This window comes from Bradyrhizobium sp. WSM3983 (genome assembly GCF_000473045.1).
Lineage (GTDB): Bacteria > Pseudomonadota > Alphaproteobacteria > Rhizobiales > Xanthobacteraceae > Bradyrhizobium.
The window spans coordinates 133,474-160,174 of sequence record NZ_AXAY01000023.1 but is presented as its reverse complement, the minus strand read 5'-3'; the positions used below and the strand labels follow the sequence as shown (position 1 = coordinate 160,174).

Here is a 26,701-nt window from a genome sequence, read left to right as displayed (position 1 = left end):
CGCATTGCCTCATTCAAAATGTTACTGGAAAACTTCTCGCCCATGATTGGGTCGGTGCCACCGAATTGGTTCGGTGGCCACTATGGCGGGAAAGATCAGCATGGGCGCGCGGCGCGAAGTGGTGTCAGCGGTGACGGAGCAATACCAGTCGGCCAAGCGGGCGGAAAAGGGACGGATCCTCGACGCGCTGTGCGCGACGACGGGCTGGCATCGTAAGCATGCGGTGCGCATACTCCGGCGGCGCACGACGGTTGGGCCCAGCGAGGCCGAGAAACCGCAAGAGCGTAAACGTAGATATGGTACGACGATCAAGGACGCGATGACGGCGCTGTGGGAGGCGTCGGATCGGGTGTGCGGCAAGCGGCTCAAGGTGATGGTCCCGACCTTGCTGCCGGCGCTCGAGCAACATGGCCGATTGCGGCTTGGCCAGGCGGACCGTGATCGTGTTCTGGCCATCAGCGCCGCCACCATTGATCGCCTGCTCGTCGATGTGAAGATTGCGGCGAGCGGCGGCAGGCGGCGCCGTGCCGGATTCTATTCGGCAATCCGGCGCGAGGTCCCGATCCGCACGTTCAATGACTGGAACAGCCCGGTGCCCGGCTTCTGCGAGGTCGACATGGTCGCCCATGGCGGCACGTCGGTGGCCGGCTCGTTCATCCAGACCCTGACGATGGTCGATATCGCCACTGGCTGGACGGAGTGCCTGCCGTTGCTGACGCGGGAGGGTTCGCTGGTCGTCGAGGCGATCAACCGCGCACAGAGCCTGTTCCCCTGGTTGTTGCGCGGCGTTGACTTCGACAACGACAGCGCCTTCATGAACGATGTCGTCGTGCCATGGTGTCGCGAACAGAAGCTCGAAGTGACGCGCTCGCGCGCGTACAAGAAGAACGATCAAGCATTCGTCGAGCAGAAGAATGGTGCCGTCGTCCGCCGCCTCATGGGCTATGGCCGCTTCGATGGCGTCGAGACGGCGCGCGTGATGGGCCGCCTCTATGCGGCCGCGCGGCTCTACGTCAACTTTTTCCAGCCGTCGTTCAAGCTGAAGGAGAAGCGTCGCGAAGGGGCTAAAGTGATCAAGCGCTATCATCCCCCATCGACGCCCTACGAGCGTGCATTAGCGCATCCCAAGGTGACCGCCGCCGTGAAGAAACGGCTGCGCGATCAGTATCGCTCGCTCGATCCGGTCGCGCTGTTGGCCGAGATTCGCGCAACCCAGGACGAACTCGGCAATCGCGTCGATCGTCGTGCCGGACAGGCGCGTGGCCTGCAATCCGTTCACACGAGCAACGCGCCGGTGACCGCGGCGACGTTCGCGAAGACGCTCGGCAAGAGGGTGACCGCCGGCGAGCCGCGTGCCACGCACCGGCGGACTCGTCGGCCCTATAAAACCAGGGTTCGCATGCCGTCCAAGCTCGACCCGCATATTGCTGCTGTCGAGGGCTGGCTCGCGGAGCAGCCGCAACTGACGGCGCTCGCAATCGTCGGTCGGCTGAGCGAGACTCACCCCGAGGAGTTCGGGGCGAGACAGCATTCGATCGTGCAGCGCCTGCTAAGGGCGCTTAGACAAAAGACGGCCGAGCAGTTGGTCGCGGAGCGGCCGCTTGCGGATGCCCCGACCGCCGCTCCATCGCCCGGGGTTGTGGACGGCTCGGGCTATGTAGGGCCCGACCCGCCCACAGCCCCTCTCGTCGAGCAAGCCGGGAAAGCTACCTGGCGCGGCCGATCAGTCGACCTCGCATCCGTGCCATCAGGGTAACAGTTGCTGATGCGGCAATACGGGGGTCAATGTTCGAGGCCGAAACACACTCCATAGTTCAAGTTCCTCAATCCACGGGCCGCCGGTTGGCGCCCTTTTTCCGATTTGCCCGATTCCATTCAAGACAATCGCGCGTCGGCCGACGCCTGACTCCTGCAAAGGGCACACCTTCGTCAGCGTGCCACGAGCGATTTCGGGCCGGCTGAAGACCCTGTGGGAAGCTCCTGACGACGACCCCACCGCTGCGCCAGGGCCGCGCAGACCATCAGTTGGATCTGATGGAAGACCATGAGCGGGAGGATCACCGCCCCCACCGCGTGGGACGCAAAGATTACCTTGGCCATGGTAACCCCCTGGGACAGGCTCTTTTTCGAGCCGCAGAAGATGATCGCCACACGATCGGCGGGCGCGAAGCCCAGCCATCTGCTGACGAATCCGGTGGTGACGAGCGCGGCAGCGAGAAGAATGCCGTCGGCAACAACCAGCCCCGCGAGTGCGGACGGTGGCACCTGATGCCACAGGCCTTCGCTGACCGCCGCGCTGAAGGCGGAATAGACGATGAGCAGGATCGAGCCCTGGTCGACCGCGCCAACCACGCCTTCGTGACGTCCGATCCATCCGCCAATTAGCGGCTGGAGCAGCTGCCCGCAGACAAACGGCACAAATAGCTGCAACGTGATCTGTCCAATGGCATCCCAGCCCGAGGCCCCGCCCCCATGATTCGAAAGCACGAGACCCGCAACGAGCGGCGTGACGAAAATACCGATGATGCTCGACGCCGACGCACTGCAGATCGCCGCCGGAACGTTGCCCTTGGCGATGGCGGTGAAGGCGATCGAGGATTGGACCGTGGACGGCAGGGTACAAAGGAACAAGATGCCGGCGTAGAGCGTCGGCGTCACCAGCGGCGACAGGATCGGCCGGAACGCCAGGCCGAACAGCGGAAACAGCACAAATGTCGTGAGCAACACCAGTACGTGCAGCCGCCAATGACCCGCTGCGGTGATCACGGCCTGCCGCGACAGCTTTGCGCCATGCAGGAAGAACAGCAAGGCAATCGCGAAATCGGTGAGGTGGTCCACCACCAGCGCCGCTGTCCCGCGGCATGGCAGCTCGCTTGCCGCGATGACGGTAGCGATCAGCGCCAGGGTGAAGTTCTCAGGCAGAAATTTGGGCCGGGACATGCTGAGGATCCGTTCGCCAGAGCCGGGAATCGATCCGGCCCGGTCGCTACGTCAGCGCACCTTGCGACGCAGCGGAAACATCCCCCAGTGAGAACAACTGATCCATCGGTCGTGATCGATCGCGACTACAGATGCCGATGTAGTGGAGGTCATGGTCTTCTCCTGTAATTGTCCTGACAATCCAGAAGTAGGACGCGGCCAACCCGTCACCCACTAAAACTCTATTTAGTCACCCGGAGCAGAACCACGTTGGCGCGCAGCAACGCAGTTTTCGCATCCGGATCAGGTCCGGCCTGAACCAGGCCATCATGGCGCATCGAGAGCACCGAGACCGGCGATGCCGTCGCCCGTTCGAGCAGTGCGTGCAGCTTCGGATGAAGCCCTTCGCCGCGCGAGGCGGCGAAAGAGCTGAATTGATGAAAAGAGCACATTGCCAAGACTCCCAGGGCTGCTTCCGGCTCGGATCAAGCAATGGGAAAGTAGTCGCTCGCTCCCGGATCACGATTAAATCCGCGTTCAGTCAACGCCATGCCGCCTGGTCCCGGACGGGGACCTGCGCACGCGCGCCCAATGCCCGTACATGCTATGCGATCGATCGCGGGAAGATTGCGTGGGGAGGCCCTTCACTTGCGAAGCGGCGGATTTGTATTGCTCCAAGACGGCACCGCACTGGTCACGCCAACCGACGGCCAGTTGTAGGATCCTATCGATGGAGCGGTCACCGTTCCGACGGACGTTCCGGATGCCCCATAGGTGCTGGATTGCGTTGCCGACGGTCCAGACCTGCCATAGGTCTCCGCTTGCATCGTCGAAACATCGTACGTCAGATTTTCGTACGTCCTTGTCTGGCCGGCAAGCGCTGAGCTCGCCAGCCCTGCACTCATGAACGCGGCGATCAATAGTTTCGTGGTCATCATGTTTTGTCCTCTCTCATCCTAGATGGGAGATAACTAGCGTTCTGCACGCCCCGGCCCGCTAACTTCTTGTTGAGGGTGTGTGATCTTCTGCGATCAGACAGTCGCGAACCGCACAGGTTCGAGCGCAATGAAACAGCCTCGGCGCACGGCCCAGACTGCCTCTCAGCCGGCCTTGGCCGCGACGGAGGGCCGGCCCGAGGCACCGGCCGAATCCATCACCGACGCGCGATCGGCCTGCCGCTCGTAGTGCTCGGCAAGCGCCCTAAGCCGATCTGCGATCGTCTGGTCGGCCATCTCGCGAGCGACACGGGCCAGAGTGGACGCTGTCTTCAGATACGGCTCGCTCAACATATTCGTCTCCACGATGACATCGTCAGACCGCTTGACCGGCATCAGGCATCCTGCTTCGGCGTGTATTTTCCGAGCACACACTTGTAAGCCTTCAACGTCCACTCGTGGTACGGGCCGTTGGCCAGCCAGTCGGCTATTCCGATCTGACCATTCACTTGGCATGCAGCCATCGTGATGCCGGACTGCTCGTTGTTGGTGACGACCTTCTCCAGGCACAACGGGCCATTGCAGAGGATAGCGACAAGTGTAACGAGCATGGTCACCTAGATTTTCCGAACGAGTGAAACAACGGCCGCGGCACAGGCGCCCGGCCCCTTCCGGATCACTGCGTTGCTCTCGGGATCCGATCGATGCGATCCAGAATACCGCGCGCAAAGCCACGCTCCATTCCACCGTCGTCTCGATTGGCTAAGCTCTTTAGAAGGGCACATCATACCCGGGTATCGTCATGCCCGACCGCTCACGCCCGGCAGGGACAGCTCGGTATCAAGCACCCGGCCCCTGATCCGATTTGAGCGCGGCCTCGAAGCATCGAATGAGCCCCTCCGCGTCGCACGGCTTGGTCAGGTAGCAAATCGCTCCAGCCGCAAGCGCCTGCGCGCGGATCCTCTCGTCCGGGAAGGCCGTGAAGAAAATGAAGGGAACGCGGCTCCCCTGGGCGCGCAGATGATCCTGCAAATGGACGCCGCTCATGCCTGGCATCTGAACGTCCGTGATGACACACGCGAAGTCGTCGATGCGGTCCGACCTCAGGAACTCCTCGGCGGATGAGAATGTCTGCACGGCGCTTCCAAGCGACCGCACGAGGCTGTCGGTCGTGACCCGCACCGATTCATCATCGTCAATGATTGCAACAAGGGGACGCTTCGACAAAGCGATCTTTCCTCGGTGCGGGATTGGACTGAAGCGGCACCGGTACCCCACGACGATGCACCGGGGATAGAGGTCTGAAAACGATACCCGGGTATATGATGTCGCTTCGAATCTAAAGTATCTTGGGACTTCTGATCCCGAGCGAGTCCGCCATTCCAACCAGCTCAACGACCGACCGGGCTCTCATTTTCCGCATCATATTGACACGATGGACTTTCACCGTGATCTCGGAAACCCCAAGCTTTGCTGCGATTTGCTTGTTCATCAAACCATCGACGACGAAGCCCATCACCTCCCGTTCACGTGCTGTCAGGGAATCGAGCCGCCCCCGAATTTCCCCAACGGCCTTGGCGCCTTCGCGGCGCTTCTGATCGCGCTCAAGCGCTCTGACGACGGCATCCAGCATCTCCTGGTCGCGAAACGGCTTGGTCAGGAAATCGATCGCGCCGGCCTTCATGGCCTGAACCGACATCGGAATGTCGCCGTGCCCCGTCATGAAGATGATCGGGATGTGAATGTCGGCCTTTGCCAACTCAGCCTGGAAATCGAGGCCGCTCGGCCCGGGAAGCCGGATATCCAGCACCAGGCAACTCGCTGCGTCGGGCTTCTCGCGCTGCGCAAATTCACGGGTCGATCCGAACAATTCCACCCGCAAGCCTACGGATCGGAAAAGGCTGCTCAGTGTCTCACGCATCGCCACATCGTCATCGACGACGAAGACGACACGATCCGGCGTTGTTTCGCGCTGCGGTTTCGAGCTGACTGTCACGCGGCTTCCTCTTGATATGACGGCAAGGTGAATCGAAAGCTCGCTCCCGGACCGGCGTTGTTGGCGGCCGACAGCCGTCCGCCATGGGCTTCGATGATCGAGCGGCAGATCGAAAGCCCAATGCCCATTCCACCGGTTTTCGTTGTGAAGAACGCATTGAACAGCCGTTCGGCATTGTCGGCAGATATGCCGGTGCCCGAATCCACGACATCCACGACTACGCGCTGGGCCCCATCGCGGCCGGACCTGACAACGAGTTCGTGCGGTCTATCCGCAATAGGCTGCATGGCTTCGACGCCGTTCATGACCAGGTTGATGATCACCTGCTGAAGTTGAACCCGGTCGGCCAGAACATTGGGAAGAGCAGGCGCCAAGTCCAGCCGCCAACGCACCTCGCGTGTCGCCAATTCGCGCTGAACCAATGCCATCACCTCGTCGACGATGCCGTTGAGATCGAGCAGCTCCTTTTGCGTTTCGGCATTCTTTGCCAGCGCACGGATGCGTCTGATGACCTCAGCAGCCCTGTTCCCTTCCTTTGTAATCCACGCCACGGCCTTTCGTGCTTCGTCCAGGTTCGGGGGGCTGCCATCGAGCCACCGCAGGCAGGCGCCGGCGGCATTGACGACCGCCGCGAGAGGCTGATTCACCTCGTGCGATATCGAGGCCGTCATTTCCCCCAGCGTCGTTACGCGCGACACCCGTGCGAGTTCGGCCTGCGCCATCTGAAGCTTCGCCTCGGCCTCCTTGGTCGCAGTCTCATCGACCACCGCCCCGACATATTCAAGCTGGCCCGCATGATTCTTGTCCGCGTGAGCGACGACGTGGACATACTTGATTGATCCGTTCGGCATCAGCAGTCGATGTTCGTAGTCGAGATCCTCGCCGTTGCAAAATGCGCGCTCGATCGCGCCTTTCACGAGTGCACGATCTTCCGGGTGAGCGCGTTGAAGAACCATGTCGAAAATCACCGAATGGGGATCATCAAATCCCAGGATCCTGAAGAACTCCCGCGATCCGACCCTCTCACCCGTCGGCACGTTCCAGAAGAAGCTGCCGGTCCGGCTTACACGCTGTGCTTCGACCAGCTTGGATTCACTTCGACGCAATTCCTCCTCGGCTCGCTTGCGATCCTCGATATCGGTGGACGAACCATACCATTTGAGAACGTTGCCGGCCTCGTCGTGCAGCGGCTCGGCGCGAAAAAGGAACCACCGATATTCGTCATCGAAGCGCCTCAGCCGGGCTTCGAGCTCTCCAGGCATGCCTGACGCACGTATTGCGCTCCACTTCTGCAACATACCCTTCTTGTCTTCAGGATGAAAGGCGCGAGGCCAGCCGGTCTCCGCCTGATCCAGGGTAAGGCCGGTGTAGTCGAGCGCGGGTTGATTGAGGAAGTCGGGAATCCCTTCCGGGCTCGCGCGCCAGACGAGCGCCGGGATCGTGTCAACGACCAGCCGAAGCCGGTCCTCCGATCTCTTGATATCGTCGAAGGCTTTTTTGAGTTTCTCGTTTGCGAGATGCTGCTCGGTGACATCGATATGGGTGCCGACCATTTCCACCACTTCACCGTCCGCATTCAAGAACGGATGTCCCACGGAATGGACGTATCTGATCGATCCGTCAGGGAGCGCGATACGAAAATGGACTTCGAGATCAGCTTTTTCCCGGACCGCTCGCTGCGTAATCTCGATGACACGATCTCTGTCTTCCGGGACGATGTGACCATGAAAGGGTTGCGGTGATATGGTGTCGGCCTTCGGATCGATCCCAAACAGATTGTACACTTCCAGGGACCGGTACACGAACTCTCGACGACGTACGTCCCAGGCCCAGCTGCTGGTCTGGCTCAAACGCTGGGCTTCGGCCAAGTAGGCCTCGCTGCGTCGCAGCGCGGCCTCGGTGCGGCTTTTCTCCTCAATAGCCATGCGCAGGTCGTTGCTTGATCGTCGAAGGTCTTTCGTTGCTTTCCTTTGAGCCGCAATCAAAAACGCAACAGCGATGGACGTCAGGAAGAACAGAGCAAGACGCGGCCCCTCTCCGGGCACCGTTAGTACTGTCAGATCCTGCTTCCAGACGAACGAGTTGCTCGGCGGAGCAAGATAATAGTGAAAGGCCAGGAGGGCGAGCGCGATCGTCAACAACGCGGGGCCGAAACCACCCATCCATGCGGCGAAAACGATTGCGCAAAGCAAAGCGGATGCTATGGCTTCCGCATTCAGCAGACGTGTCAGCAGATCCGCTGCAATGATTGCAGCTGCGACGGATACGACCGCCAAAGCATACAAGCTCGCGACCGGCTCGGATCGCCCATCGAGAACACCGGATTTTGCCATCCTGCTTAACCCTGTTTGAGGTGATGAGACAGCATGTTGCAGAAGACGCGTCGCACCGGATCCGTGGTCGGGAAGTTCGCCACATGACCCCAAGCGTCCTGGCGGACAAGATTAGAGCATTTTCGAAGAACCGTCCGGGCAATTTGAGCGTAATCGCACGAGGATTCCGAAGGTGCCGGATCAGGGTCGGGCCTGATAGCTCGCGTCCGGACATCCGCGCCTACCGGTCGACCGAAACTCAGGCCAAGACAGCTAAACCTCCATTTAATTGTAGCGATGACCGACGAGAATTAGCTTCTTGCATCGAACAGTGCGGTCGCGTTCTCCTCCCTGACGCACTGTTTGCTCGACCTCGCGGACGGTTTCGCGTCGACACATCCCCACTCTCGATGCGATTCCGTCCGCGTCTTTGTCCCTCCGGCTCCCGTCGGCCCACCGCGGCTTTCCCGTCTTCCGAGCGCGTCCGATCTGCACGACAGGCGACCGGGGCGTGCTCTTCCGCGGGACAGGCGCTGGGCCGTGCTGCCAAGCGATGGCGGTCAAGAGACGAGCATCATATCCCTGGGTATAGAGTTGCTGATCCTTTTCCTCACCGGACTTTACCTCGGTACGATAGAGGCACGGCTTTCATCCTCGTAGTCTTCCTGACTATTGGCCAGCCCAATGAGGATCGGGACGGCAAATGCAGGAAGGCAACGATCTCACGCGAATCAAAGGAGAGCAGGATGCACAACATTTTCGATGCCATCGTAACGGCACTGCCACGCATTGTGCGATTTGCGAGCGACCGTTTGGGCTCATCCGCCATTATTCCTGGCGAACGCCGCTCTGTTCGAAGAAATGCGTCGAGCGGTTCGCGGCGCGCCGGAACATGGACCGCAGTTGGCTATTCTGGATCTCTAAGGCGGACGAACCGCGCTCGTCCGCCGCGCCCCGGTGAGGAGCGATATCGAGCCTCGACTCAATCGAAGACCTGACCATACGAACATCATTGAAGATTGACCGGTCAAAGCAGCCCGGCAACGAAAGAACATCACATGAGCACTCCTCACATGAGCAGCAACCTGCGCTGGGCCGAGCAGACTTTCGTCGACGATGCCCCAAGGATGCAGCCGAGGTTGGCGCACATGCCGAGCCGATCGGCCAGATGCGGCCAGCATCGCGATGCTGACGCAAGCACGGGGCATCAGCCGAAACCACAGCGCGCGCATGCGGAGCTACTCGCCGATATCGACGGGATTCCGGTATTGGTGCGCTTTCTGCTTGCCGATACACCTGGAGAGCTGCCGTCCGACTTCGCATCCGGAGGAGACGATCTCCACGCCCTGTTGTCGACCAAGGTCGAGAAAGCGGCTGAAAGGTTGGGAGGCTCCCGGCTGCGAAGCGACGATCGCGCCAAACGGCCACTCGCAATCGTCGAATTGATCGCGAGTATTGAGCACATGGCACGACCTCCGGCGACACCGGCCCATACCGTGTTGCGCGTGGGACCACTTGAGCTCGATCTTCTGGACCGAACCGCGACACGTGACGGCCGCCGAGTTGATTTGAGACCGCGCGAGTTTCAGTTGTTGAAGTACATGATGGAACGCAGCGATGTGTTACTGACGCGGGCGATCCTTCTCAAGGAGGTGTGGCACTACAAGTTCGTGCCCGAGAGCAACCTCGTCGACGTCCATATGAGCAAGCTGCGTCGCAAGGTCGATGGCTCCAACGAGTTTCCTCTCATTTGCAACGTCCGCGGCGCCGGCTTCATCCTGAGTCCACCGCCCGTCCCGCGGGCCTCAAGGCCGGCGAGTGCCGAACCAATGCCAAACGTGGCATCAGGAAAGACGACGGGCGCGCTGGACCGATTTTTGCTGCGGTGACCCATGCAGCCTTGCACGCAACGCAACGGCTCGGCAATGACGCCGGCCCGCGCTGACATTAGATCGCGCGCGCCTGTCTGCGGACCTCGTTCGCGACCGGCCTAAGGGATTCCGCCGGCGCCTCGCCGACGACGCTGTAGCCGATTCCGTTATCTGCCCAGGCAAACCCGGTGGCGCCGCCGTCCGCATGTGCTGTCATTGGCGCGTTCTGGTCTGCATTGCTCATCGGCCGTGTCAGCACCACAACCCGGCTGCCATGGTCGTCATCATACATGAACATCGCCGCTGGTCCGTGCTGGGTCGCAACCAGCCGTCCACCCATCAGACGGTAACCTGAGTTCGCCAGGTCCGGCACATTGACGGGCCGGTTGAGCCGGCCGGAGATCCATTGGACGAGCTGAGCGGTGTCCGAGGCCCGCACCTCGACCGGGCGGGTCCGATCCGGTGCGTAGACATTGTAGGAATAGGTGGCTTCCTGCGCGAGAGCCGCCAGGCCGCTGGGTGACATCCCCAGCGAGCCGCGCGCCACCCAGCCACCAAATCCGCCCACGCTGAGCAGCAGCATGGCCGCGATCGTCCACCAGGCCGGATGGGAACGACGCCTCCGTCCCTCGATCATGCGCGAGAGGTTGAGCTCGGGTGGCAGCGGCTCGTCGGCGATTGGCGCCAGCGCCGCCCGAAGCAGCTCCCGCTGGTCGGCCAAGCCGGCGACGCGCTTGGCGACATCCGGATGATCGGCGAGGTAGGAGCCCACTTCCGCTCGACGCTCCGGCTCGAGGACATCATCCACATAGGCGTGGAGATCGTCTTCGGTAATCGGTCGATTGTTCATGTCTGCCTCCGCAATATCACCACATTCCCTTGCGCCCCGGCGACGCCGTCGAGCTCCTGCTGCAACCTTTCGCGTGCCCGCGACAGGCGCGACATCACCGTGCCGATCGGAATGTTCAATACTTTCGCGGCATCCGCATAAGAGAGATCCTCGACTGCAACCAGCAGCAGCACGGCCCGCTGCTCCTCCGGTAGCTTCGCAAGCTTGTCTAGTACATCCAGATACATCAGCCGATGCTCCTGAACGGCTCCCCCCTGAAACTCGCCCTCACCCGCCTCCTCGATCGACACGTGCCTGCCGCGCGATGACGCCTGACGGAATCGATCGGTGGCGAGGTTGTGCAGGATCGCGAACAGCCAGGAGCGCACGTTGCCGTCGCGCCTCTGATGCCAGCGGCTGACGGCGCGCTCCAGGCAGTCCTGCACCAGATCGTCGGCGTTTGCGCGGTTGCGCATGAGCGCGCGCGCATAGCGGCGGAGGGCGGGAATCAGCGGCTCGACCTGAGCCAACATATCCTTCATGGCGCCCTCCGGCTGAGTTCCTTCTCGCTGCAGCTGACGTCAACGGGCCTCAACCTGAACCGTCTCGCCGGGCTTGGCCGCTTCGCCGGATGCGATCACGAGGTATCGCCTGTCGGCTCTTGCGCCTTGGTCGACGATCTGGCGGATCGGGCCGGCGGCGTTGACGATAGCCGATCCCGCCGGGTTCGTCATGAAGGCTGCGAGCGGCTGCAACGAACCCGTGCCGTCCTCGCGCTCGGCGAGCGCCAGCACATATTTCTGCTTGGGCTGGAGACCCGTCACCGAAGCCTGCAGGATCTGGATCAGGCCCTGGTCGAACAGCGACACGCTGGTCGGCGCCTTGCCATCGCCCGTCCGCTCCTTGGATGCCAAGGTGAGATGGGCAACCTGGCCCGCAACGCCGAGCGGCTGCAGATTCTGGCGGTCGTCAGGATCGGGCGCGGCGTTGGGGACATAGGCGATCGCCTGCGGAGCCTGACCGATCGGAATGTTCGCAATCACCTTGTTGGTCGCGGTATCGATCGCGGTCAGCGCATCGGCATTCTCGAGGCCGACATAGACGCGCGATCCATCGCCTGCCGGCCAGATGCCATGCGGCAGGTTTCCGACCGGGATGGTCGCGACCTGGGAGAAGTCATCGGTACGGAACACCTTGACCTCGTTGAGGCCGCCGATGGTGACATAGGCGAACGATCCGTTCGCCGTGTGAGCGAAGTTGACGTGGTTCGTGATCGGGCCGGTGTCGATCGTCCTGATGAGGTTGAACGGGGGCTGGGCGTTGAACACCTGCGTCCTTCCGACATCCTTGAGCGTGAACCACACCTGCTTGCCGTCGGGCGTCGCGGCGATGTTCGGGCAGAACGGGCTGTCCTGCTTCACCTTGGCGACGATCTTGTGATCGGCGACCGTGACGACATCGGTTTCCGGATTGAACGAAGAGCAAATGTAGCCGTACTTGCCATCGGGCGAGAAGATCTGCATGCCCGGGCCGCTCGGAGTCGTGATACGCGTCTTCTCCTCGAACGTCTTCGCATCGATCACGGAGATATAGTTCTCGCCGCGCACCGTGACCCACACCTCCCTGCCATCCGGCGTATAGAACGCCTCATGCGGCGAACGGCCGACATAGGTTGTGTGCTTGACGGCATTGGTCGCTGTGTCGATGAAGGTCACCGAATTCGAGCCGATCGACACCACCGCGAGCGTGCGGTGATCGGGCGAATAACCCATGCCGTGGACCAGCACCTGGCCCTTGTAGAGCGGGCTGAAATTGATCGGCTGCGGATCGCCCAGCCGGATCACGCCGAGCAGCTTGTTGTCGACGGGATCGGTCACCGAGACCGTGTTCGAGAACTGCTCTGCCGCGTAGATGCGGTCATGGTGGCTGATCGGGATGTCCGGAGAGGACAGCGCACCCGGCGCCTGCCCAGCCCATGCGGCGGATCCAGTTGCGAGCATCGTTGCCGCCAGGAAGGCTGTTTTCCACGTTTTCATGTTTCGCTCCTAATGTTTCATTCCGGCGGACATGTCCATCTGCATGCCCGAATGATGGTGGTCGTGCGCGGCAGGCAGAGCCTGCGGCTGCGTCGGCGCGGGCGTCGTGTCGGTTGCCGGCTCGCCGATTGCGAGCTTCATCGCGGCGATCTCCTGCATCTGGTCCACGATGATTTCCTGCGCGATGCGCCGAAGCTGCTCGTTCTTGCCGTAGCGCAGCTCGATCACCGCCATGTCGATGGCACCCTGATGATGCGGGTTCATCATGGCGACGAAGTCGCGATCGATGTCACCGGTTGGCTTCGCCGCCATGTCGTTCATCATCTTGGCCATCGCCACATCGTTCTCCTTCAGGAACGCGGATTCCTCGGCGCTCAGCCCTGCCGGCGGATCCGCCGGGTGGGCTTCATGCGCGAACGCGAGCGGCGGAATCGCGCAGGCGATGAGGACCCGGCCACCCAACAGGATCGTGGCAAGCCCTGGTTTTCGAAAACGACATCTGCTTGTGAATGTCGCAAGGAATCTGCGGGACGGCTGGTGCATCTGAACTCCCGTGTTGATCGCATGGGAGGTTGACGGAGCAGCGTGCGTTCTATTCCGAACGGCTTGCAAAAGTTTCTTTGGCCGCGCGTGGCGCGCCTTCAAAACTCGCGCCAAAACAATGACTAAGGCAAAGTCTTCAACCCGATCACAGAAGCGTTAGTGCCCTGAACGGGGCCCGATTGATCGATAGTATCGATCATCATGTGTTATTCAATCAGTTGGATAAATTTGTCGTAGTCCACCACTATTGGCGTAACCACGGAGTGACGCCAATGACCTCTGCCACCGACTTCAACCGCTCTCCAATCAAGCTCGGCGTGCGCGGGACCATAGCAGCACGCATGGAATCCGCCGGTGCCATCATCCCCGGAATAGCGTTGGCCGGAGCCATCGCGCTCGTCGCCAGATGGTTTCACAGCGTCCCGGGGATTGCTTCGTTCAGCCCGATGATCCTCGCGATCACGATCGGGATATTGATGCGCAACCTGGTCGGCACGCCCTCGTTCGCCGCTGCGGGGATTGCCTTCAGCATGCGCCGTCTGCTTCGGGCCGCGATCGTTCTGCTCGGCTTTCAGATCACGCTGACCCAGCTTGCGGCGGTCGGCGCGAAGGGACTGCTCATCGTCATCGGCACGCTCGTCGCCACGTTCGCGTTCACTCTTGCAGCCGGCCGGGTGCTGCACGTCGACCGGAAGCTCACCGAACTGATCGCTGCGGGCACCTCGATCTGTGGTGCTTCGGCGGTCGTCGCGACCAACACCGTCACCGGGGCATCCGACGAGGACGTCGCGTATGCGATTGCCTGCGTCACGATCTTCGGTTCGATCGCGATGTTCGTCTATCCCGTGCTCCCCCGCCTTTTGCACCTCGATGGCGGGGCCTATGGCCTGTGGAGCGGGGCCTCCATCCATGAGATCGCGCAGGTGGCCGCCGCTTCCTTTCAGAACAGCCAGCGAGCCGGCGAAATCGCGACGGTGACCAAGCTTGCCCGGGTCATGTTGCTGGCGCCGGTGGTCCTGGCCCTGAGCATCGTGCCTCGGGGCACCTCCGGCAGGTCGGCAAGGCCGCCCCTACCCTGGTTCGCGATCGGCTTTGTTGCGGTTGCTGTCTTCAACAGCGTCGTCATGCTTCCGGCAGAGGTGCGGGGTGCGACGGTCACCCTGTCCACCTTCCTGCTCACGGTCGCGCTCGCCGCCATGGGTCTGGAGACCGACGTCTCGAGGCTCTACGCGCAGGGCCTGCGCCCGGCTATATTGGGCGCCCTTGCCTTCCTGTTCATTGCAACCTTCAGTCTGGCTCTCATCAAGCTCACGGGGTGACCATGACGCTCGAACAGCTCCGGATCTTCGCTGCGGTCGCCGACAAGCAGCACGTGACGCAAGCCGCCCGCGAATTGAACCTGACGCAATCGGCCACGAGCGCGGCGATCGCCGCGCTCGAAGGCCGTTATGGCGTCAAGCTGTTCGATCGGGTCGGCCGCGGCATCGTTCTCACCCATATGGGTCGCTCGTTTCTCGGAGAAGCCCGTTCCGTGCTGGCGCGCGCCCACGCGGCGGAGCAGGTCCTGCGGGATTTCGCCGGGCTCAAGGCGGGACGGCTCGTGATCGCCGCGAGCCAGACCATTGGCAGCTATTGGCTGCCAGCGAGGCTGCTGGCTTTCCAGGCCGCCTATTCCGGCATCGAACTTGACGTGAAGATCGCCAACACGGAACAGGTGGCGACCGACGTTCGCGAAGGCATGGCCGATCTGGGCTTCATCGAGGGCGATATCGACGACGCCGCATTGTCGGCCCGCCGAGTCGACGGCGATGCGCTGGTCGTTGTCGTTGGCCCGCAACATCCCCTGGCGAACCAGAGGAAGCTGCCTGCGGACTGGATCGCCACGACACCATGGATCCTCCGCGAGCCGGGTTCCGGAACACGCGCCATGTTCGAACGGGCCCTGAAGAAACGTGGTGTGCGCCTTGCCGATCTCACGGTACAGCTCGAGCTCGCATCGAACGAGGCCATTCGAACGGCTGTCGAAACGAGCCGGTGCGCCGCGGCCATCTCCGACCTCGTGGTCGAGAAGGCGATCGCCGCAAAGCGGCTGATTCAGCTGGAAGGCGAGATGGCGAAGCGCTCGTTCTACGCGTTGCGTCACAAGGAGCGGCATGTGAGCAAGGCCGAGGCCGCACTGATGTCTAGTATCGCGGCGAGCGCCGCTACCTAGGAAGCCCTTCGCCGCCGGCCCACTCCCTTCTTCGCAATGATTGAACCGACGCCTCATCGGCAAAGCTTGGGGTTGTCGACGCGCGGCAGCGAGCGCGCATTCAATCGTGGCCGACGATCAGAACGACCTGATCATCGCGTTGGATTGCTGACGCGTTGCGGTCTACCTCTTTCGACAGCGGCAAGCACATCGAACACATCGCTTGCCGGAACAGATGGAGATTCACAATGATCAGTTTCCGCCGCGTTTCCCCCGCGATCGCCGTGCTCGTCACCACCGCCTCGTTGCTCGGAGCGCCGCTCGCGCACGCGTCCAGCCCGATGCATTCTCCGAGCAACAGGCGTGCAATTCACGCGCAAGAGCGCTTTCGGTTTACGACAGGCCACCTTCCGCGCATTCGCCAGGCGCAACCCCACCCGCAGGTGGAAGATCCCCTCGCTGACATTCGCCTAGGATGACCGGGCCTACATCGACGTGAATCCAATTCAGCAGGTGAATTTCGATGCCGCGATACCGCAACGATGAACGCTTTCAAGCCCTGTCCCGCCGCGCCGTTCTCAAGACCATCGGAGCCGCGAGCATGGCGCTCGCCGGCTCAGCGGCCTGGGCAGATCAATCGGTGCGCCTTCCGTTCGCCAGCGGTCCGCAGCAACGGCAGGTGACGCATGACTTCCCGCAGAAGGGGCCCATGATCCTGCAGCGCGCCCGCCCGCCGCTGCTGGAAACGCCGATGGAGGTGTTCGATCTCGGCGTGTTCACGCCGAACGACCAGTTCTACGTGCGCTGGCACTGGGCCGTGATCCCGACGTCGGTGGATGCGGACGCCTTCAGGCTCGCCGTGCGCGGCCACGTCAATCAAGTGCTGTCCTTGTCCATCGGCGACCTGCTCAAGATGCCTCGCGTGGAACTCGCCGCCGTCAACCAGTGCTCGGGCAATTCGCGAGGGTTCTTCTCGCCCCGAGTCCCGGGCGCGCAGTGGGCGCACGGCGCGATGGGCAATGCGCGCTGGGCGGGCGTCCGGCTCAAGGACGTGCTGGACCGCGCGGGGATCAAGTCCGGCGCGATACAGGTCCGCTTCAGCGGGCTGGACGAGCCCGTGGTGCCGGAAGCACCTGATTTCCGCAAGTCGCTCGACATCGATCATGCGCGCGACGGCGAGGTCATGATCGCCTACGCGATGAACGGTGATCAACTCCCCCTGCTGAACGGCTTTCCGCTCCGCCTGATCGTACCAGGATGGTACTCGACCTATTGGGTCAAGATGCTCAACGACATCGAGGTGCTCGATCGCGTTGACGAGAATTACTGGATGGCGACAGCCTATACCGTCCCCGACACGCCGCACGCCAACATCGCGCCGGGCCAGACCGGCGTGAAGATGGTCCCGATCAGCCGTATGGTGCCGCGGTCCTTCTTCACGAACATTACAGACGGCGCATCGCTTCCGACGAACGCAGCTGCAACGATCCGCGGGATCGCCTTCGGAGGCGATGCCGGCGTCGCCAAGGTCGAGTTGTCGATGGACGACGGACAGACCTGGCAACCGGCAACACTGGGCGATGACTTCGGAAAGTACAGCTTTCGCCACTGGCAGGTAGCCGTCCCCCGGCTCGCGCCGGGCCGTCATTCACTTAAGGTTCGCTGTACGAATCTGAACGGCGAGGCCCAGCCCGCGACGCCCAACTGGAACACCAGCGGCTTCATGCTCAATTCCGTCGAGACCGCTCATGTCAACGCCATCTAGGAGAGTTCTTATGCGACACACTGTCGTTGTTCTGGGCGCAGCAATCGCCGCTCTGCTGATGCCTGCCACGGACGGGCACCAGCTTGCCCCGGCGATCACATCCACCACGGTGGAGCTTCCATCGGGCGACGCGCTATTCCCCGGTGGGGCGAACGCGGATGCCATCAACAACAACTGTCTGGCCTGTCACTCCGCGGACATGGTGCTGAACCAGCCGGCTCTGTCCAGGTCCGCCTGGGACGCCGAGGTCCACAAGATGATCAAGGCTTATAAGGCGCCCATCGACGAAAGCGATGTGTCAGCGATCGTCGACTATCTCGCCAGCACGAAGGGAACGAACTAGCGCTCCAGAGATGATCGATCGCACCCACTGGCGGCGGTCCGGCTAGGGTCGGCCCCTCCCCAGGCCCTGCACGGTGTCTCGCGATGGCCTCGCAGCATGACGGCGAATGCTCCAGTGCATGACGAGGCCCGTGACGGCGAGGCTCAGGAGCGTCGATCCGATCAGGCCTGCGGCAATCGGCATCCATTCCGACCGTAACACTTGTATCTCTACAATCAGACCGACGCCGGCCGGCACGAATAGAAGTCCCATGTGACGGATCAACGCTTCGGACGTCTGCTCCAGGCTGACAATGACCGGCGAGTTGGACGTCGGCGCCTTTCTTTTGAAAACCAGCGCGGCGGCCAGGATCGTCATGCCGATCACAGGTCCAGGTACTGGAAGCGCAAGCACCTGGCGAAGCAGATCGCCGGCAAGCTCACAGGCCAATAGAACGAGGAAAGCGGATAGCATCTTGTCTGACGACGTGCACGGCTTCAACATCCGCGGCATATCGATCCTTCCAGCATCTTTTCAACCTGCGCATCTTCCTTGTCGATGCCAGGGTTCGTGCCGAGTAGCGGACCTTTCATGGCGTGGCCGCCGTCGCCGGATGACGGCAGCGCGGTTCCCAGGGAATTCGTTCCCGGCGTCGCGGCGTTCGTGCCGAGCGCACCACCCATGTGCGACCCCATCGATCCCATGCCGCCGCGGGCAAAGGCCGTCGTGGCGGAGAGGACGAGACAAAGTGCGAAGCAAAGCAGGGACAATAGCCTCATGATTGGTGCTCCAGGTGTTGGGGTGACCTGTGCCTGAATCTAGGCATCGGACACGCTCCGCGCCGAGCACGATCCCGCGAACGATCATGACAAAGAATACAGAGTTTCGCATCGATGCGTTCTGCGCCTCCAATCGATTTCGCTTTCCCGAAAGAGTGATCCGCAACGATCCACGATCCGCGGCGGGAGTACCTACATCAGACGTGAATGGCGGCGCCTTGACGGCGGCAGGCCGGATGGGCCTCGAGCGGGCCGGCGGCGCCGCTCCTGTGTTCGCCGGCGGCTACGTCCATCACGAGATGCGGCACACTAAGCGCGAAGCGTGCATAGCGCCATACGGGGTGTTGCCGCAGACTGCGGCGCACCCTGTTTGCTATGCGCACCTCCAGCATCGATCGGCTTTCATTGGGGCCGGACCGCATTTTCCGTGGGAGGAAACTGCAACGCCAGATCCCGCCGCGAATGTGGCCGCGAGGAATGACGGCCGCTGGACAACACATATTTTCCGCCGTGGCGAACGAACGTTTGCATACAGCTGGAGCCTTCACAATGTTCGGGCGCAGTCGGGCAGTGGAGCAGCGAATAATCAAGCCGAACGACCGTCGAGTTGGCGTCGTAAGTCGCAAAGTAGTGACCGGCCTCCGCATCGGCACCGCATCTGGCAACAACAGCCCTCCTGATTTCCGGCGGAAGGCGGGCAATTCGGTCGGCACTCATTGGTGGATCGGGAGGCACGACCGGGACGGCGTAACCTGGCGACACCTGTCCGGAGATTGCCAGTACGATCAGCAGGAATGTGGCTCGTCGCATCTTGTACCTTTGCAAACAGCCCCTTTCGGAGAGCCCATCCCCGACGCTTCTCCGCCATCTAGGCGCTGGAGGCGCTCGGCCAGCCATCATCACAGCGAATTGCAATTCGAATGACACAGGGCTCCGCTCTCGAAAGTGAATTGGATCTGCTCGCCCGACTGCTTACGTCTCGATTCGGCAAATCGATCGTGTGGGATTTTGATGCGCAAATACATGTGGGCGGCAGCCGCTCTCCTGGCGGCCAACAACAGCTGTCTGGCCCAGGTCTCGACCATGGGCACGACCGCCATGGCCATTCCGACAACTCCAGGCGCCATCGTGTCCTCTCCGCTGACGGGACCCAGTCCGTTCACGAACCTTTTCTCGGCCTCAACCGTCCCCGGTGCACCCGCAACCACTCTGGCTTCGCCACCGCTGGCGCAAGATCCGACACTTCCGGGAACGACCGTCAATTGCGCGCCAACAGAGGTGGAGCTTTCACCGTCCGTAGCGAGCGTCACCGCCACGACCAACACTGCTTCCGCAAATCCCGCCGCAGCGACGAGCGCCATGGGTGCGATCGGCGGCATGTTGGGGCCTGCCGCTTCGACGAGCAGCACAAGCCCGTCACCAACCCTTCCGGCAGGCATGCCCGTGACCATCGTCGGCACTGTCACCGGCAGCACGACGGGAACGGTCGCACCGGCACCTGCGCTCGGGAGTTCCACACCGGGAAGTTCGTGCACGTCGGCGCCCGGAAATACGCTGACCAACGCTGCGGCCTTGCCGGCCTTCACCGCTGATATCCCCTCAAGCCCCTCCCCGGGCACCATTCAACCGCCAACGCTTGATTCCGACACGACCAACACAGGCATCAGTCCCACGCCGAGCGTGGTACCGACCCCGAACACGGCCGCATGCAGCGAAAGCATTTCGATGGACATCGCCAATCCGGCCCCGACCAACCCCGTCAATGCGGGCGGCGCTGCGGCCATGACAGGCGCATCACCGCCGGCCGGCTGCTGACCAGCACTCTCAGCCAATGCACCGGCCCGCGAGCCCCGGCGATCGCGCTCGCGGGTAAGATCGCACAAGCCAGGCCAGGTCAGATTGTTCGACGCCCAAGTTGCGCCTCTGGGCTCAACCTCCCAACTGGCCGGTCTCGACGAGTTCCTCAGCAAATCTGCGGATCGTCTCCATGGTCGCAGGTTCCGCCCGGCTGCTCCGATAGCTCTGTGGAGGCCCCGGCGGATGGCGAGAGCATCCCAAAGCCACCAGTAGCGCCTTGAGCCGAAAAGATACTCGCATGATGGGCACGCTCCATGGCGTGACGTCCCTGAAAGGAATCCTCATGCGCACTGGCTGCTGTCGTAAACATCGCGCTCGCGATCAGTCCGATCGACAAGATCTTCAATATTGTCATCTGCCTTCTCCATTCAAATGCAAGCAATGATTTGCTCTATGATGGAGGTGCGGATTTCTACGGCAGATCCGAATGCAAGTCTGTCTCACAGACTCTCAATCCGGTGTGAGCCTACTCGCGACATTTTCCAAACCGTCGCGATCGCGCCGCGCACACGAAGGTCCCGCTTCTGAGGGACGCACGACCCGCGAATTCGAGACAAGGACTCGGATGTGGGGCCAACTGCGTTCTACGACGTGGCGTCGTTGACGCCTTCTCGCGCGCATTGCGCGCAGCCCCCCGCATCAAACTAGCTTGTCTGCGGCCGGCGAGCAGAGACGCGGCTTCCCTCTGTCAACGTCAGCGCCGGATTGAGGATCACCTGATCGCCCGGCTTGACGCCATCGTGCACCTCGACCTGCTTGCCGAAGTCGCGAGCGATCGAGATCTTGCGCATATGAACAAGGCCGTCGCTCACGACCGCGACATGCAGGCCATTTTCATCGAAGACGATGGCATCAGCCGGTACGATCACCGACGGCGTCTTACGCGGAATGAACAGATCGACGGTACAGTAAATGCCCGGCTGAAGCATGCCGTCAGCATTGGGCACGTCGATCTCGGTCAGCAGCGTACGGCTGCCGGGCTGCAGCGCGCTGGCGATCCGGGTGACCTTTCCAGGAAACGTCCGCCCCGGCAGCTCCGGGACGCGGATGACCGCCTCGACACCCGGCTGAACGCCAAACGCCTCGTCCTGCGGCACGAACACCTGCGTACGGATGACATTGGCATGCATCAGCGTGAACATAAATGTCGAGCCGGCCTGCACGAGGCCGCCGTTGTCGACGTTGCGCTGGGTAATTACGCCGTCGAACGGAGCCACCACGCGCTGATAGGCCTTGTCCTGCTCCAGCACCTTGATCTGGGCCTGCTGGGCAGCGATGTTCGACTTCGCCACTGCCTCGGCCGCCTGCTGTGCGCGCAACGTCAGACGGTCATTGTCGCCCTGCTGGGCTGTCAACCATCCCTGCTTGACGAGCCCGCTGTCCCGCGCGTTGGTGACCTCGGCAAGCTCGCGGCTGGCCTGCGTCTGCTGCAGGGTTCCCTGGGTCTGTGCCAGCGTGGCCTGGGCCTGCGCGATCTGGTGGTCGAGCTCGGGCGCGACGATCTCGGCCAGCAGCGCTCCCGCCTTCACCCGATCTCCGATGTCGACGTAGCGCTTCTCGATGTAACCGCTGGTCCTGGCGAATATGTTGGCAGCTTCGAACGCTGCCGTCGTCGCCGGCAAAGTAACGTTTATCCTGCTGTCGCTGGCGCGGACGGTCGCGACGCGGACTTGGGGCACCAGCGTGCGCGCCTGCTCGGACGTCGCGGCCAGTTCGCGATCCGCCTGATAGTGCCGCCAACCGCCCAGAGCAAGCGCCCCGACCAACACCAGAAGCGCCGCTGACCCGAACTTGGCTGCGCCGGATCGCCGGTTGCGTCTCTCCTTGGTCCTCAGAAAAGGCCCGTTCGCCTCACCCGAAGCATCGAGCTCCTGAAGCGCCTGGTCGGGTCGTACATCTATCTCTGTCATGCCTGCGATTCCTCGAACACGCCATGATTCGGCTTTCCGTCATTACCCTTGCGCAGCATGGCAAACAGATAGGGGACGATAAGCAGCGTCGTCGGCGTGGCAAACAACAGACCTCCGATCACGGCGCGTGCCAGTGCCGCGTTCTGCTCCTCGCCGGCACCGCCGATCGCCATCGGGATCATGCCGACCACCATCGCCGCGGCTGTCATCAGCACGGGGCGGATCCGGGTCCGGCCGGCGCTCAACGCCGCCTCGAGGGCGGAATGGCCCTTCAGCTGCTGCTCGCGCGCAAAGGTCACCAGCAGGATCGAGTTCGCCGAAGCAACGCCGACCGACATGATCGCGCCCATCAGCGAGGGCACATTGAGCGTTGTTCCGGTGATGAACAGCATGGTCACGATGCCAACCAGCGTCGCCGGCAGCGCCAGGATAACCACGAAGGGCTCGCCAAAGCCCTGGTAGTTCACGACCATCAAGAGATAGACGAGCACCGCCGCGAACACGAGACCGATGCCGAGATCCCGGAATGCGTCGTTCATGCTCTGGATCTGGCCCAGCACCTGTATGGAATTGCCAGGCTTCAACTGCTTCTGCAGCTCCGCAGTGACCTTACCGATATCGGCCGCCACGCTGCCGAGATCACGGCCCTGCACGCTTGCATAAACCTCGTAGACCGGCTGGACGTTGCTCTGGTTGGCGTTGGTCTGCACGGTATCGCGCTTGAAGGTCGCGATGTTGCTGAGCATGCCCGGAACCGTCTGGCCGCTCGCGGCGAGAGATGTCGACACTGGCGTATTGGCAAGCGCGTTCAGCGAGTTGATCTTGTACTCCGGCGTCTGCACGGCAAGGTAGTATGGAATTCCAGAGCGCAGATCCGTCCAGAAATTGGGTGAGACCTGCACCGACGAGCTGAGGCTGACATTGATATTGGTTGCGACCGTGCTGGCGTTCAAACCGAGCTGGGCGGCGCGGGTCCGGTCGATATCCGCATCGAATGCCGGACCGTCGATCTCCTGCTGGAGATGGGCATCCACGATGCCGGGAATGGCGGCCAGCCGCTTCTGGAGCTCCTTGGCGACCGCCAGATTGTTGGCACCATAGCCGACCGTCCGAACGTCGATCTGTGCCGGCAGTCCAAAGTTCAGGATCTGCGTGACGATGTCGGCGGCTTGGAAATAGAACGTGTCTTCCGGAAACGCGGCCGGCAAGACCTGACGCAGCTTCTTGATGTACTCCGCCGTCGGCTTGTGGCCATCCCGGAGCGAGACCAGGATGACGCCATCATTGATACCGATGGTCGAGCCGTCGGCGAAGGCCAAATTGTAGGCCCGCGCCGGCAGGCCGATATTGTCGACGATGAGCGAGCGATCCTTCTCCGGAATGACTTCGCGGATCTTGTCTTCGACCTTCTGGAAGATGGCTTCGGTGCTCTCGATACGCGTTCCCGCCGGCGCGCGGACATGGAGCTGGATCTGGCCCCCGTCGATCAACGGAAAGAAATCTCGGCCTACAAGACCGAGCATCGCAGCTCCAAGGCCCAGCATCCCGACCGCGACGATCGGCACGATGGCGCGGCGTCGCAGCAGCAATCCCAGAAGCTTCGAATAACCGGCGCGCAACCGCTCGAACCCGCGCTCGAAGGCCTCGGACAAGCACGAGAACAGGCCGGCGGAGACCTCGCCATGGACGTGCCCGCGCTCGCCCTTCAGCAGGAGCCCGATCGTGATGGGGGTCAGCGTGCGGGACAGACCATAGGACGCCAGCATCGCGAACACGACTGCAAGCCCCAGCGGGGTAAACAGATATTTGGCCGGTCCCTCGAGGAACACCACCGATGTGAACACACAACTGATGGCAAGGGTCGAAACGAGCGTCGGCACCGCGATCTCGGCGGCCCCGTGCAGCGTCGCATCCGCGAGCGGCATCCCTTCCTCTTTCCACAGCCGATGCGTGTTCTCGATCGTGACGGTCGAATCGTCGACCAGGATACCGACCGCCAGCGCAAGTCCGCCCAGCGTCATCGTGTTCAGCGTTTCCCCGAGGAAATAGAGCACGACGAGCGACGACAGGATCGCCAGCGGAATCGAAATCATCACCACGAGGGTCGAGCGCCACGAGCCCAGAAACAGCAGGATCATCATGGCGGTCAACCCCGCCGCGATCGCGCCTTCTCGAAGCACGCCGTTCACCGAGTTCGTAACGAACACCGACTGGTCGAACAGCTCGGTAATCTTGAGCCCGGGAGGTGCGGCAGCGCGAACCGCCGACAGCGCCTCCTTCACACCGTTGACGACCGCGAGCGTCGATGCATTGCCATTCTTGATGATACTGAGAAGGACGGAGCGATGACCGTCCTCGCGAACGATGTTCTGTTGCACCATGGCGCCGTCGCGCACCTGGGCGACGTCCTTCAGCAGGATGGTGGCGCCGTTTGCGAACTTGACCGGGATCCTGTTGAGATCGTCGATGGTCGCCGGCGTCGCGTTGGTGCGCACCGTGTACTGGATATTCCCCATCTTGGCGGTACCGGACGGCAGCGTGAGATTTTGAGTGTTGACCGCGTTGACGATATCCAGCGGCGTCAACCCGCGCGACAGCAGCTTGTCGGGGTCGATGTCCACCATGATCTGGCGGTACTTGCCGCCGGCCGGCGTGGGCAGGGTGACGCCGGGAACCGGCGCCAGCTGCTGCCGGACACGATAAATGCCGAAATCGTAGAGCTGCTGCTCATTGAGATTGTCCGAGTTCAGGCTCAGCTGCAACACGGGGACGCTCGAGGCGTTGAACTGCACGACGATCGGCGGCTGGATACCAGGCGGCAGCAACGCTCGAATCGAGTTCGTAGCGGAGACGATCTGCGCAATCGCGAGGTCGAGATTGACGTCGGGCTGGAAATAGATCTTCTGGACCGACAGCCCGTTGAGCGTCTGGGACTCCATGTTCTTGATGCCATTGACGTTGGCACTGATGGAGTATTGGCTGTACGTGCTGACGCGCTGCTCCATCTCCGGCGTCGACAGTCCGCTGTACTGCCAGATGACCGTCACCACGGGGATGCGTATCTCCGGAAATATGTCCGTCGGCATAGACCACAGCGCGGCGCCTCCCAGAAACAGGATCAGCGCCGCCACCACGTAGAAGGTGTGCGGAAACCTCAGAGCAAATCGGACAATTCCCATTCGAATTCCCTGCGCCGTTCGCTTCGAGGCGCGAAGGCGTCACGTCGACAGGCCCGCCGCCTCAATCAGATTGGAGTTCATCGCGCGAACATGAAATGACGAAACGATCGCGCGACTTCATTTTTTGGTCAGGCTTCGCGCAGCCCTGATCGGCTGCAACCACCATTTTATTTCGAGAGGACCCTGCACAGGTCCGGACTCGACACGCGCGCAGCTCACGCGGCCATCGCGTCGTTGCCCGCCCTGGCTCCCTGTATCGTCGCGCGCTTGACCTTGGCGAAGGCGGACGTCTCGATCTGCCGAACGCGCTCACTCGAGATCGAGAGTTCGCTGGCGAGCTGCTCCAGAGTCACCGGCGGCTCTGCGAGCCGCCTCGCCTCGAACACGCGCCGCTCGCGCTCCGTCAGGACCTCCATCGCGGCACGCAGCGCTGATGTCCTGCGGCTCGTCTCGTCGTGCTCGGCGACGATCTCCTCGGCATCCGGAGCATCATCGACGAGCGTCGCTTCCCATTCCGTCGACCGATCGCCGTCGCCAACACGGGCATTCAACGACAAATCGCCGCAGAGCCGGCTGTCCATTTCGATCACGTCACGGGCGGTCACTTCGAGCTTGTCCGCAATGGCCTGCGCAATTTCGGGCGTCATCGCCGCAGTCTCGCCCGCGAGCTTCCTCATTTCGCCGCGCAGCCGGAAGAAGAGCTTCTTTTGCGCGGCTGTGGTGCCGATCTTGACCAGGGACCAGGAGCGCAGGATGTACTCATGGACGGTCGCCTTGATCCACCACACGGCATAGCTCGAAAACCGAGCGCCATGTCCGGGTTCAAAACGCGAGGCGGCAATCACGAGTCCCAGATTGGCTTCCGCGATCAAATCGGCGATCGGAAGGCCGTATCCCTTGTAGCCGCGCGCCACCTTGGCGGCGAGGCGGAGATGGCTCGTGACCAGCTCGTCAGTCGCGCTCTTGTCGCGCCGCTCCTGCCAACGCTGCGCGAGCTGCTGCTCCCGGCCGCGCTCGAGGAAGCCGAAGCGCTTGATGGCTGCGGAATAGGCGAGCAAGCCAGATGATTGCAGAGCTGGCACTCCAGTGACGTCGGCGGTAGCGTTCTGAACCTGCATTTGCAGCTCCTACGGTGGGTCCGGCACCACAACTGTAGGCAGACCGCCGATGCGGCGGCCATTAAATTGGACTTAAGAAATCTGAATTCGGGTTTAGCCGGGCTCGCCGAACCTTAAATCCGTATTTAATTGAGCTCAT

Annotated in this window: 26 protein-coding genes; 6 read left to right on the top strand and 20 right to left on the bottom strand. The window is 62.1% G+C overall.

Features of this window, described 5'->3' with window-relative positions:
* Positions 1-82 precede the first annotated feature (82 nt).
* Positions 83-1,756, top strand: a complete 1,674-nt coding sequence (locus YUA_RS0127645; RefSeq protein WP_027533615.1) for a DDE-type integrase/transposase/recombinase — start codon at positions 83-85, stop codon at positions 1,754-1,756.
* A 173-nt stretch (positions 1,757-1,929) separates the two neighbouring features.
* On the opposite strand, the gene YUA_RS0127640 is transcribed toward YUA_RS0127645, so the two are convergent.
* The 7 genes from YUA_RS0127640 to YUA_RS45205 form a co-directional block, all read right to left on the bottom strand.
* Complete coding sequence (locus tag YUA_RS0127640) at positions 1,930-2,940, bottom strand: bile acid:sodium symporter family protein (RefSeq protein ID WP_027533614.1); 1,011 nt, start codon at positions 2,938-2,940, stop codon at positions 1,930-1,932.
* Positions 2,941-3,161: 221 nt separating this feature from the next.
* On the bottom strand, positions 3,162-3,371 hold the full coding sequence (locus tag YUA_RS0127635) for a hypothetical protein (protein WP_027533613.1): 210 nt from the start codon (positions 3,369-3,371) through the stop codon (positions 3,162-3,164).
* Positions 3,372-4,019: 648 nt separating this feature from the next.
* Positions 4,020-4,208, bottom strand: a complete 189-nt coding sequence (locus tag YUA_RS0127630) for a hypothetical protein (RefSeq protein WP_156947272.1) — start codon at positions 4,206-4,208, stop codon at positions 4,020-4,022.
* Between the two features lie 41 nt (positions 4,209-4,249).
* Entirely contained in the window at positions 4,250-4,465 is a 216-nt protein-coding gene (locus YUA_RS0127625; protein ID WP_027533611.1) for a hypothetical protein, read from the bottom strand.
* A 229-nt stretch (positions 4,466-4,694) separates the two neighbouring features.
* Entirely contained in the window at positions 4,695-5,132 is a 438-nt protein-coding gene (locus YUA_RS0127620; protein WP_371259915.1) for a response regulator transcription factor, read from the bottom strand.
* A gap of 61 nt (positions 5,133-5,193) precedes the next feature.
* On the bottom strand, positions 5,194-5,850 hold the full coding sequence (locus tag YUA_RS0127615) for a response regulator transcription factor (protein ID WP_027533609.1): 657 nt from the start codon (positions 5,848-5,850) through the stop codon (positions 5,194-5,196).
* Positions 5,847-8,183, bottom strand: a complete 2,337-nt coding sequence (locus YUA_RS45205; protein WP_084292901.1) for a PAS domain-containing protein — start codon at positions 8,181-8,183, stop codon at positions 5,847-5,849. Before YUA_RS45205 ends, YUA_RS0127615 begins: the two co-directional genes overlap by 4 nt.
* A 1,052-nt stretch (positions 8,184-9,235) precedes the next feature.
* Here YUA_RS45205 and YUA_RS47095 point away from each other — a divergent pair.
* The gene (locus YUA_RS47095; RefSeq protein WP_051383405.1) at positions 9,236-10,051 is read left to right on the top strand and encodes a winged helix-turn-helix domain-containing protein; all 816 of its coding nucleotides are present in this window, start codon (positions 9,236-9,238) and stop codon (positions 10,049-10,051) included.
* A 58-nt stretch (positions 10,052-10,109) separates the two neighbouring features.
* Here YUA_RS47095 and YUA_RS0127595 read toward each other — a convergent pair whose 3' ends face one another.
* Genes YUA_RS0127595 through YUA_RS0127580 form a run of 4 tightly spaced genes read right to left on the bottom strand, consistent with a single transcriptional unit; the run spans position 10,110 to position 13,441 of the window.
* Positions 10,110-10,883: an anti-sigma factor gene (locus YUA_RS0127595; RefSeq protein WP_027533608.1), complete on the bottom strand. Its 774-nt coding sequence runs from the start codon at positions 10,881-10,883 to the stop codon at positions 10,110-10,112.
* Positions 10,880-11,404 (bottom strand): sigma-70 family RNA polymerase sigma factor, encoded by a 525-nt coding sequence (locus YUA_RS0127590; RefSeq protein ID WP_027533607.1) that lies wholly within the window; start codon positions 11,402-11,404, stop codon positions 10,880-10,882. Before YUA_RS0127590 ends, YUA_RS0127595 begins: the two co-directional genes overlap by 4 nt.
* 39 nt (positions 11,405-11,443) lie before the next feature.
* Positions 11,444-12,898 (bottom strand): YncE family protein, encoded by a 1,455-nt coding sequence (locus YUA_RS0127585; protein ID WP_027533606.1) that lies wholly within the window; start codon positions 12,896-12,898, stop codon positions 11,444-11,446.
* Between the two features lie 9 nt (positions 12,899-12,907).
* A complete protein-coding gene (locus YUA_RS0127580; protein WP_051383404.1) occupies positions 12,908-13,441 on the bottom strand; it encodes a DUF305 domain-containing protein in 534 nt (177 codons plus the stop codon).
* A 362-nt stretch (positions 13,442-13,803) separates the two neighbouring features.
* On the opposite strand from YUA_RS0127580, the gene YUA_RS0127575 reads away from it, so the two are divergent.
* Both YUA_RS0127575 and YUA_RS0127570 read left to right on the top strand, forming a co-directional pair.
* Positions 13,804-14,760 carry a YeiH family protein gene (locus YUA_RS0127575; protein WP_027533604.1) on the top strand — a complete coding sequence of 319 codons (957 nt, stop codon included), beginning with the start codon at positions 13,804-13,806 and terminating at the stop codon, positions 14,758-14,760.
* 2 nt (positions 14,761-14,762) lie between these two features.
* A complete protein-coding gene (locus YUA_RS0127570) occupies positions 14,763-15,653 on the top strand; it encodes a LysR family transcriptional regulator (protein WP_027533603.1) in 891 nt (296 codons plus the stop codon).
* Positions 15,654-15,753: 100 nt separating this feature from the next.
* On the opposite strand, the gene YUA_RS0127565 is transcribed toward YUA_RS0127570, so the two are convergent.
* The gene (locus YUA_RS0127565; protein WP_156947270.1) at positions 15,754-15,927 is read right to left on the bottom strand and encodes a hypothetical protein; all 174 of its coding nucleotides are present in this window, start codon (positions 15,925-15,927) and stop codon (positions 15,754-15,756) included.
* Between the two features lie 228 nt (positions 15,928-16,155).
* On the opposite strand from YUA_RS0127565, the gene YUA_RS0127560 reads away from it, so the two are divergent.
* Together YUA_RS0127560 and YUA_RS0127555 are read left to right on the top strand one after the other, a co-directional pair.
* On the top strand, positions 16,156-17,397 hold the full coding sequence (locus tag YUA_RS0127560; RefSeq protein WP_035971974.1) for a molybdopterin-dependent oxidoreductase: 1,242 nt from the start codon (positions 16,156-16,158) through the stop codon (positions 17,395-17,397).
* Positions 17,398-17,407: 10 nt separating this feature from the next.
* Entirely contained in the window at positions 17,408-17,740 is a 333-nt protein-coding gene (locus YUA_RS0127555; RefSeq protein ID WP_027533600.1) for a sulfite:cytochrome C oxidoreductase subunit b precursor, read from the top strand.
* Between the two features lie 42 nt (positions 17,741-17,782).
* Here the strand turns inward: YUA_RS0127555 and YUA_RS0127550 are convergent, their stop codons facing one another.
* The 8 genes from YUA_RS0127550 to rpoH all read right to left on the bottom strand — a co-directional run bounded on the left by YUA_RS0127550 (position 17,783) and on the right by rpoH (position 26,562).
* Positions 17,783-18,193 carry a CidA/LrgA family protein gene (locus tag YUA_RS0127550; RefSeq protein ID WP_027533599.1) on the bottom strand — a complete coding sequence of 137 codons (411 nt, stop codon included), beginning with the start codon at positions 18,191-18,193 and terminating at the stop codon, positions 17,783-17,785.
* 23 nt (positions 18,194-18,216) lie between these two features.
* Positions 18,217-18,498, bottom strand: a complete 282-nt coding sequence (locus tag YUA_RS0127545; RefSeq protein WP_027533598.1) for a hypothetical protein — start codon at positions 18,496-18,498, stop codon at positions 18,217-18,219.
* A gap of 899 nt (positions 18,499-19,397) precedes the next feature.
* Entirely contained in the window at positions 19,398-20,084 is a 687-nt protein-coding gene (locus tag YUA_RS0127535; protein ID WP_156947268.1) for a hypothetical protein, read from the bottom strand.
* 36 nt (positions 20,085-20,120) lie between these two features.
* Positions 20,121-20,282: a hypothetical protein gene (locus YUA_RS50275; RefSeq protein ID WP_156947266.1), complete on the bottom strand. Its 162-nt coding sequence runs from the start codon at positions 20,280-20,282 to the stop codon at positions 20,121-20,123.
* A 179-nt stretch (positions 20,283-20,461) separates the two neighbouring features.
* Complete coding sequence (locus YUA_RS0127520; RefSeq protein WP_027533596.1) at positions 20,462-20,710, bottom strand: hypothetical protein; 249 nt, start codon at positions 20,708-20,710, stop codon at positions 20,462-20,464.
* Positions 20,711-20,999: 289 nt separating this feature from the next.
* Positions 21,000-22,265 (bottom strand): efflux RND transporter periplasmic adaptor subunit, encoded by a 1,266-nt coding sequence (locus YUA_RS0127515; RefSeq protein WP_027533595.1) that lies wholly within the window; start codon positions 22,263-22,265, stop codon positions 21,000-21,002.
* Complete coding sequence (locus tag YUA_RS0127510) at positions 22,262-25,444, bottom strand: efflux RND transporter permease subunit (protein ID WP_027533594.1); 3,183 nt, start codon at positions 25,442-25,444, stop codon at positions 22,262-22,264. Before YUA_RS0127510 ends, YUA_RS0127515 begins: the two co-directional genes overlap by 4 nt.
* Positions 25,445-25,659: 215 nt before the next feature.
* Entirely contained in the window at positions 25,660-26,562 is a 903-nt protein-coding gene (gene rpoH, locus YUA_RS0127505) for an RNA polymerase sigma factor RpoH (RefSeq protein WP_051383403.1), read from the bottom strand.
* Between the last annotated feature and the right edge of the window lie 139 nt (positions 26,563-26,701).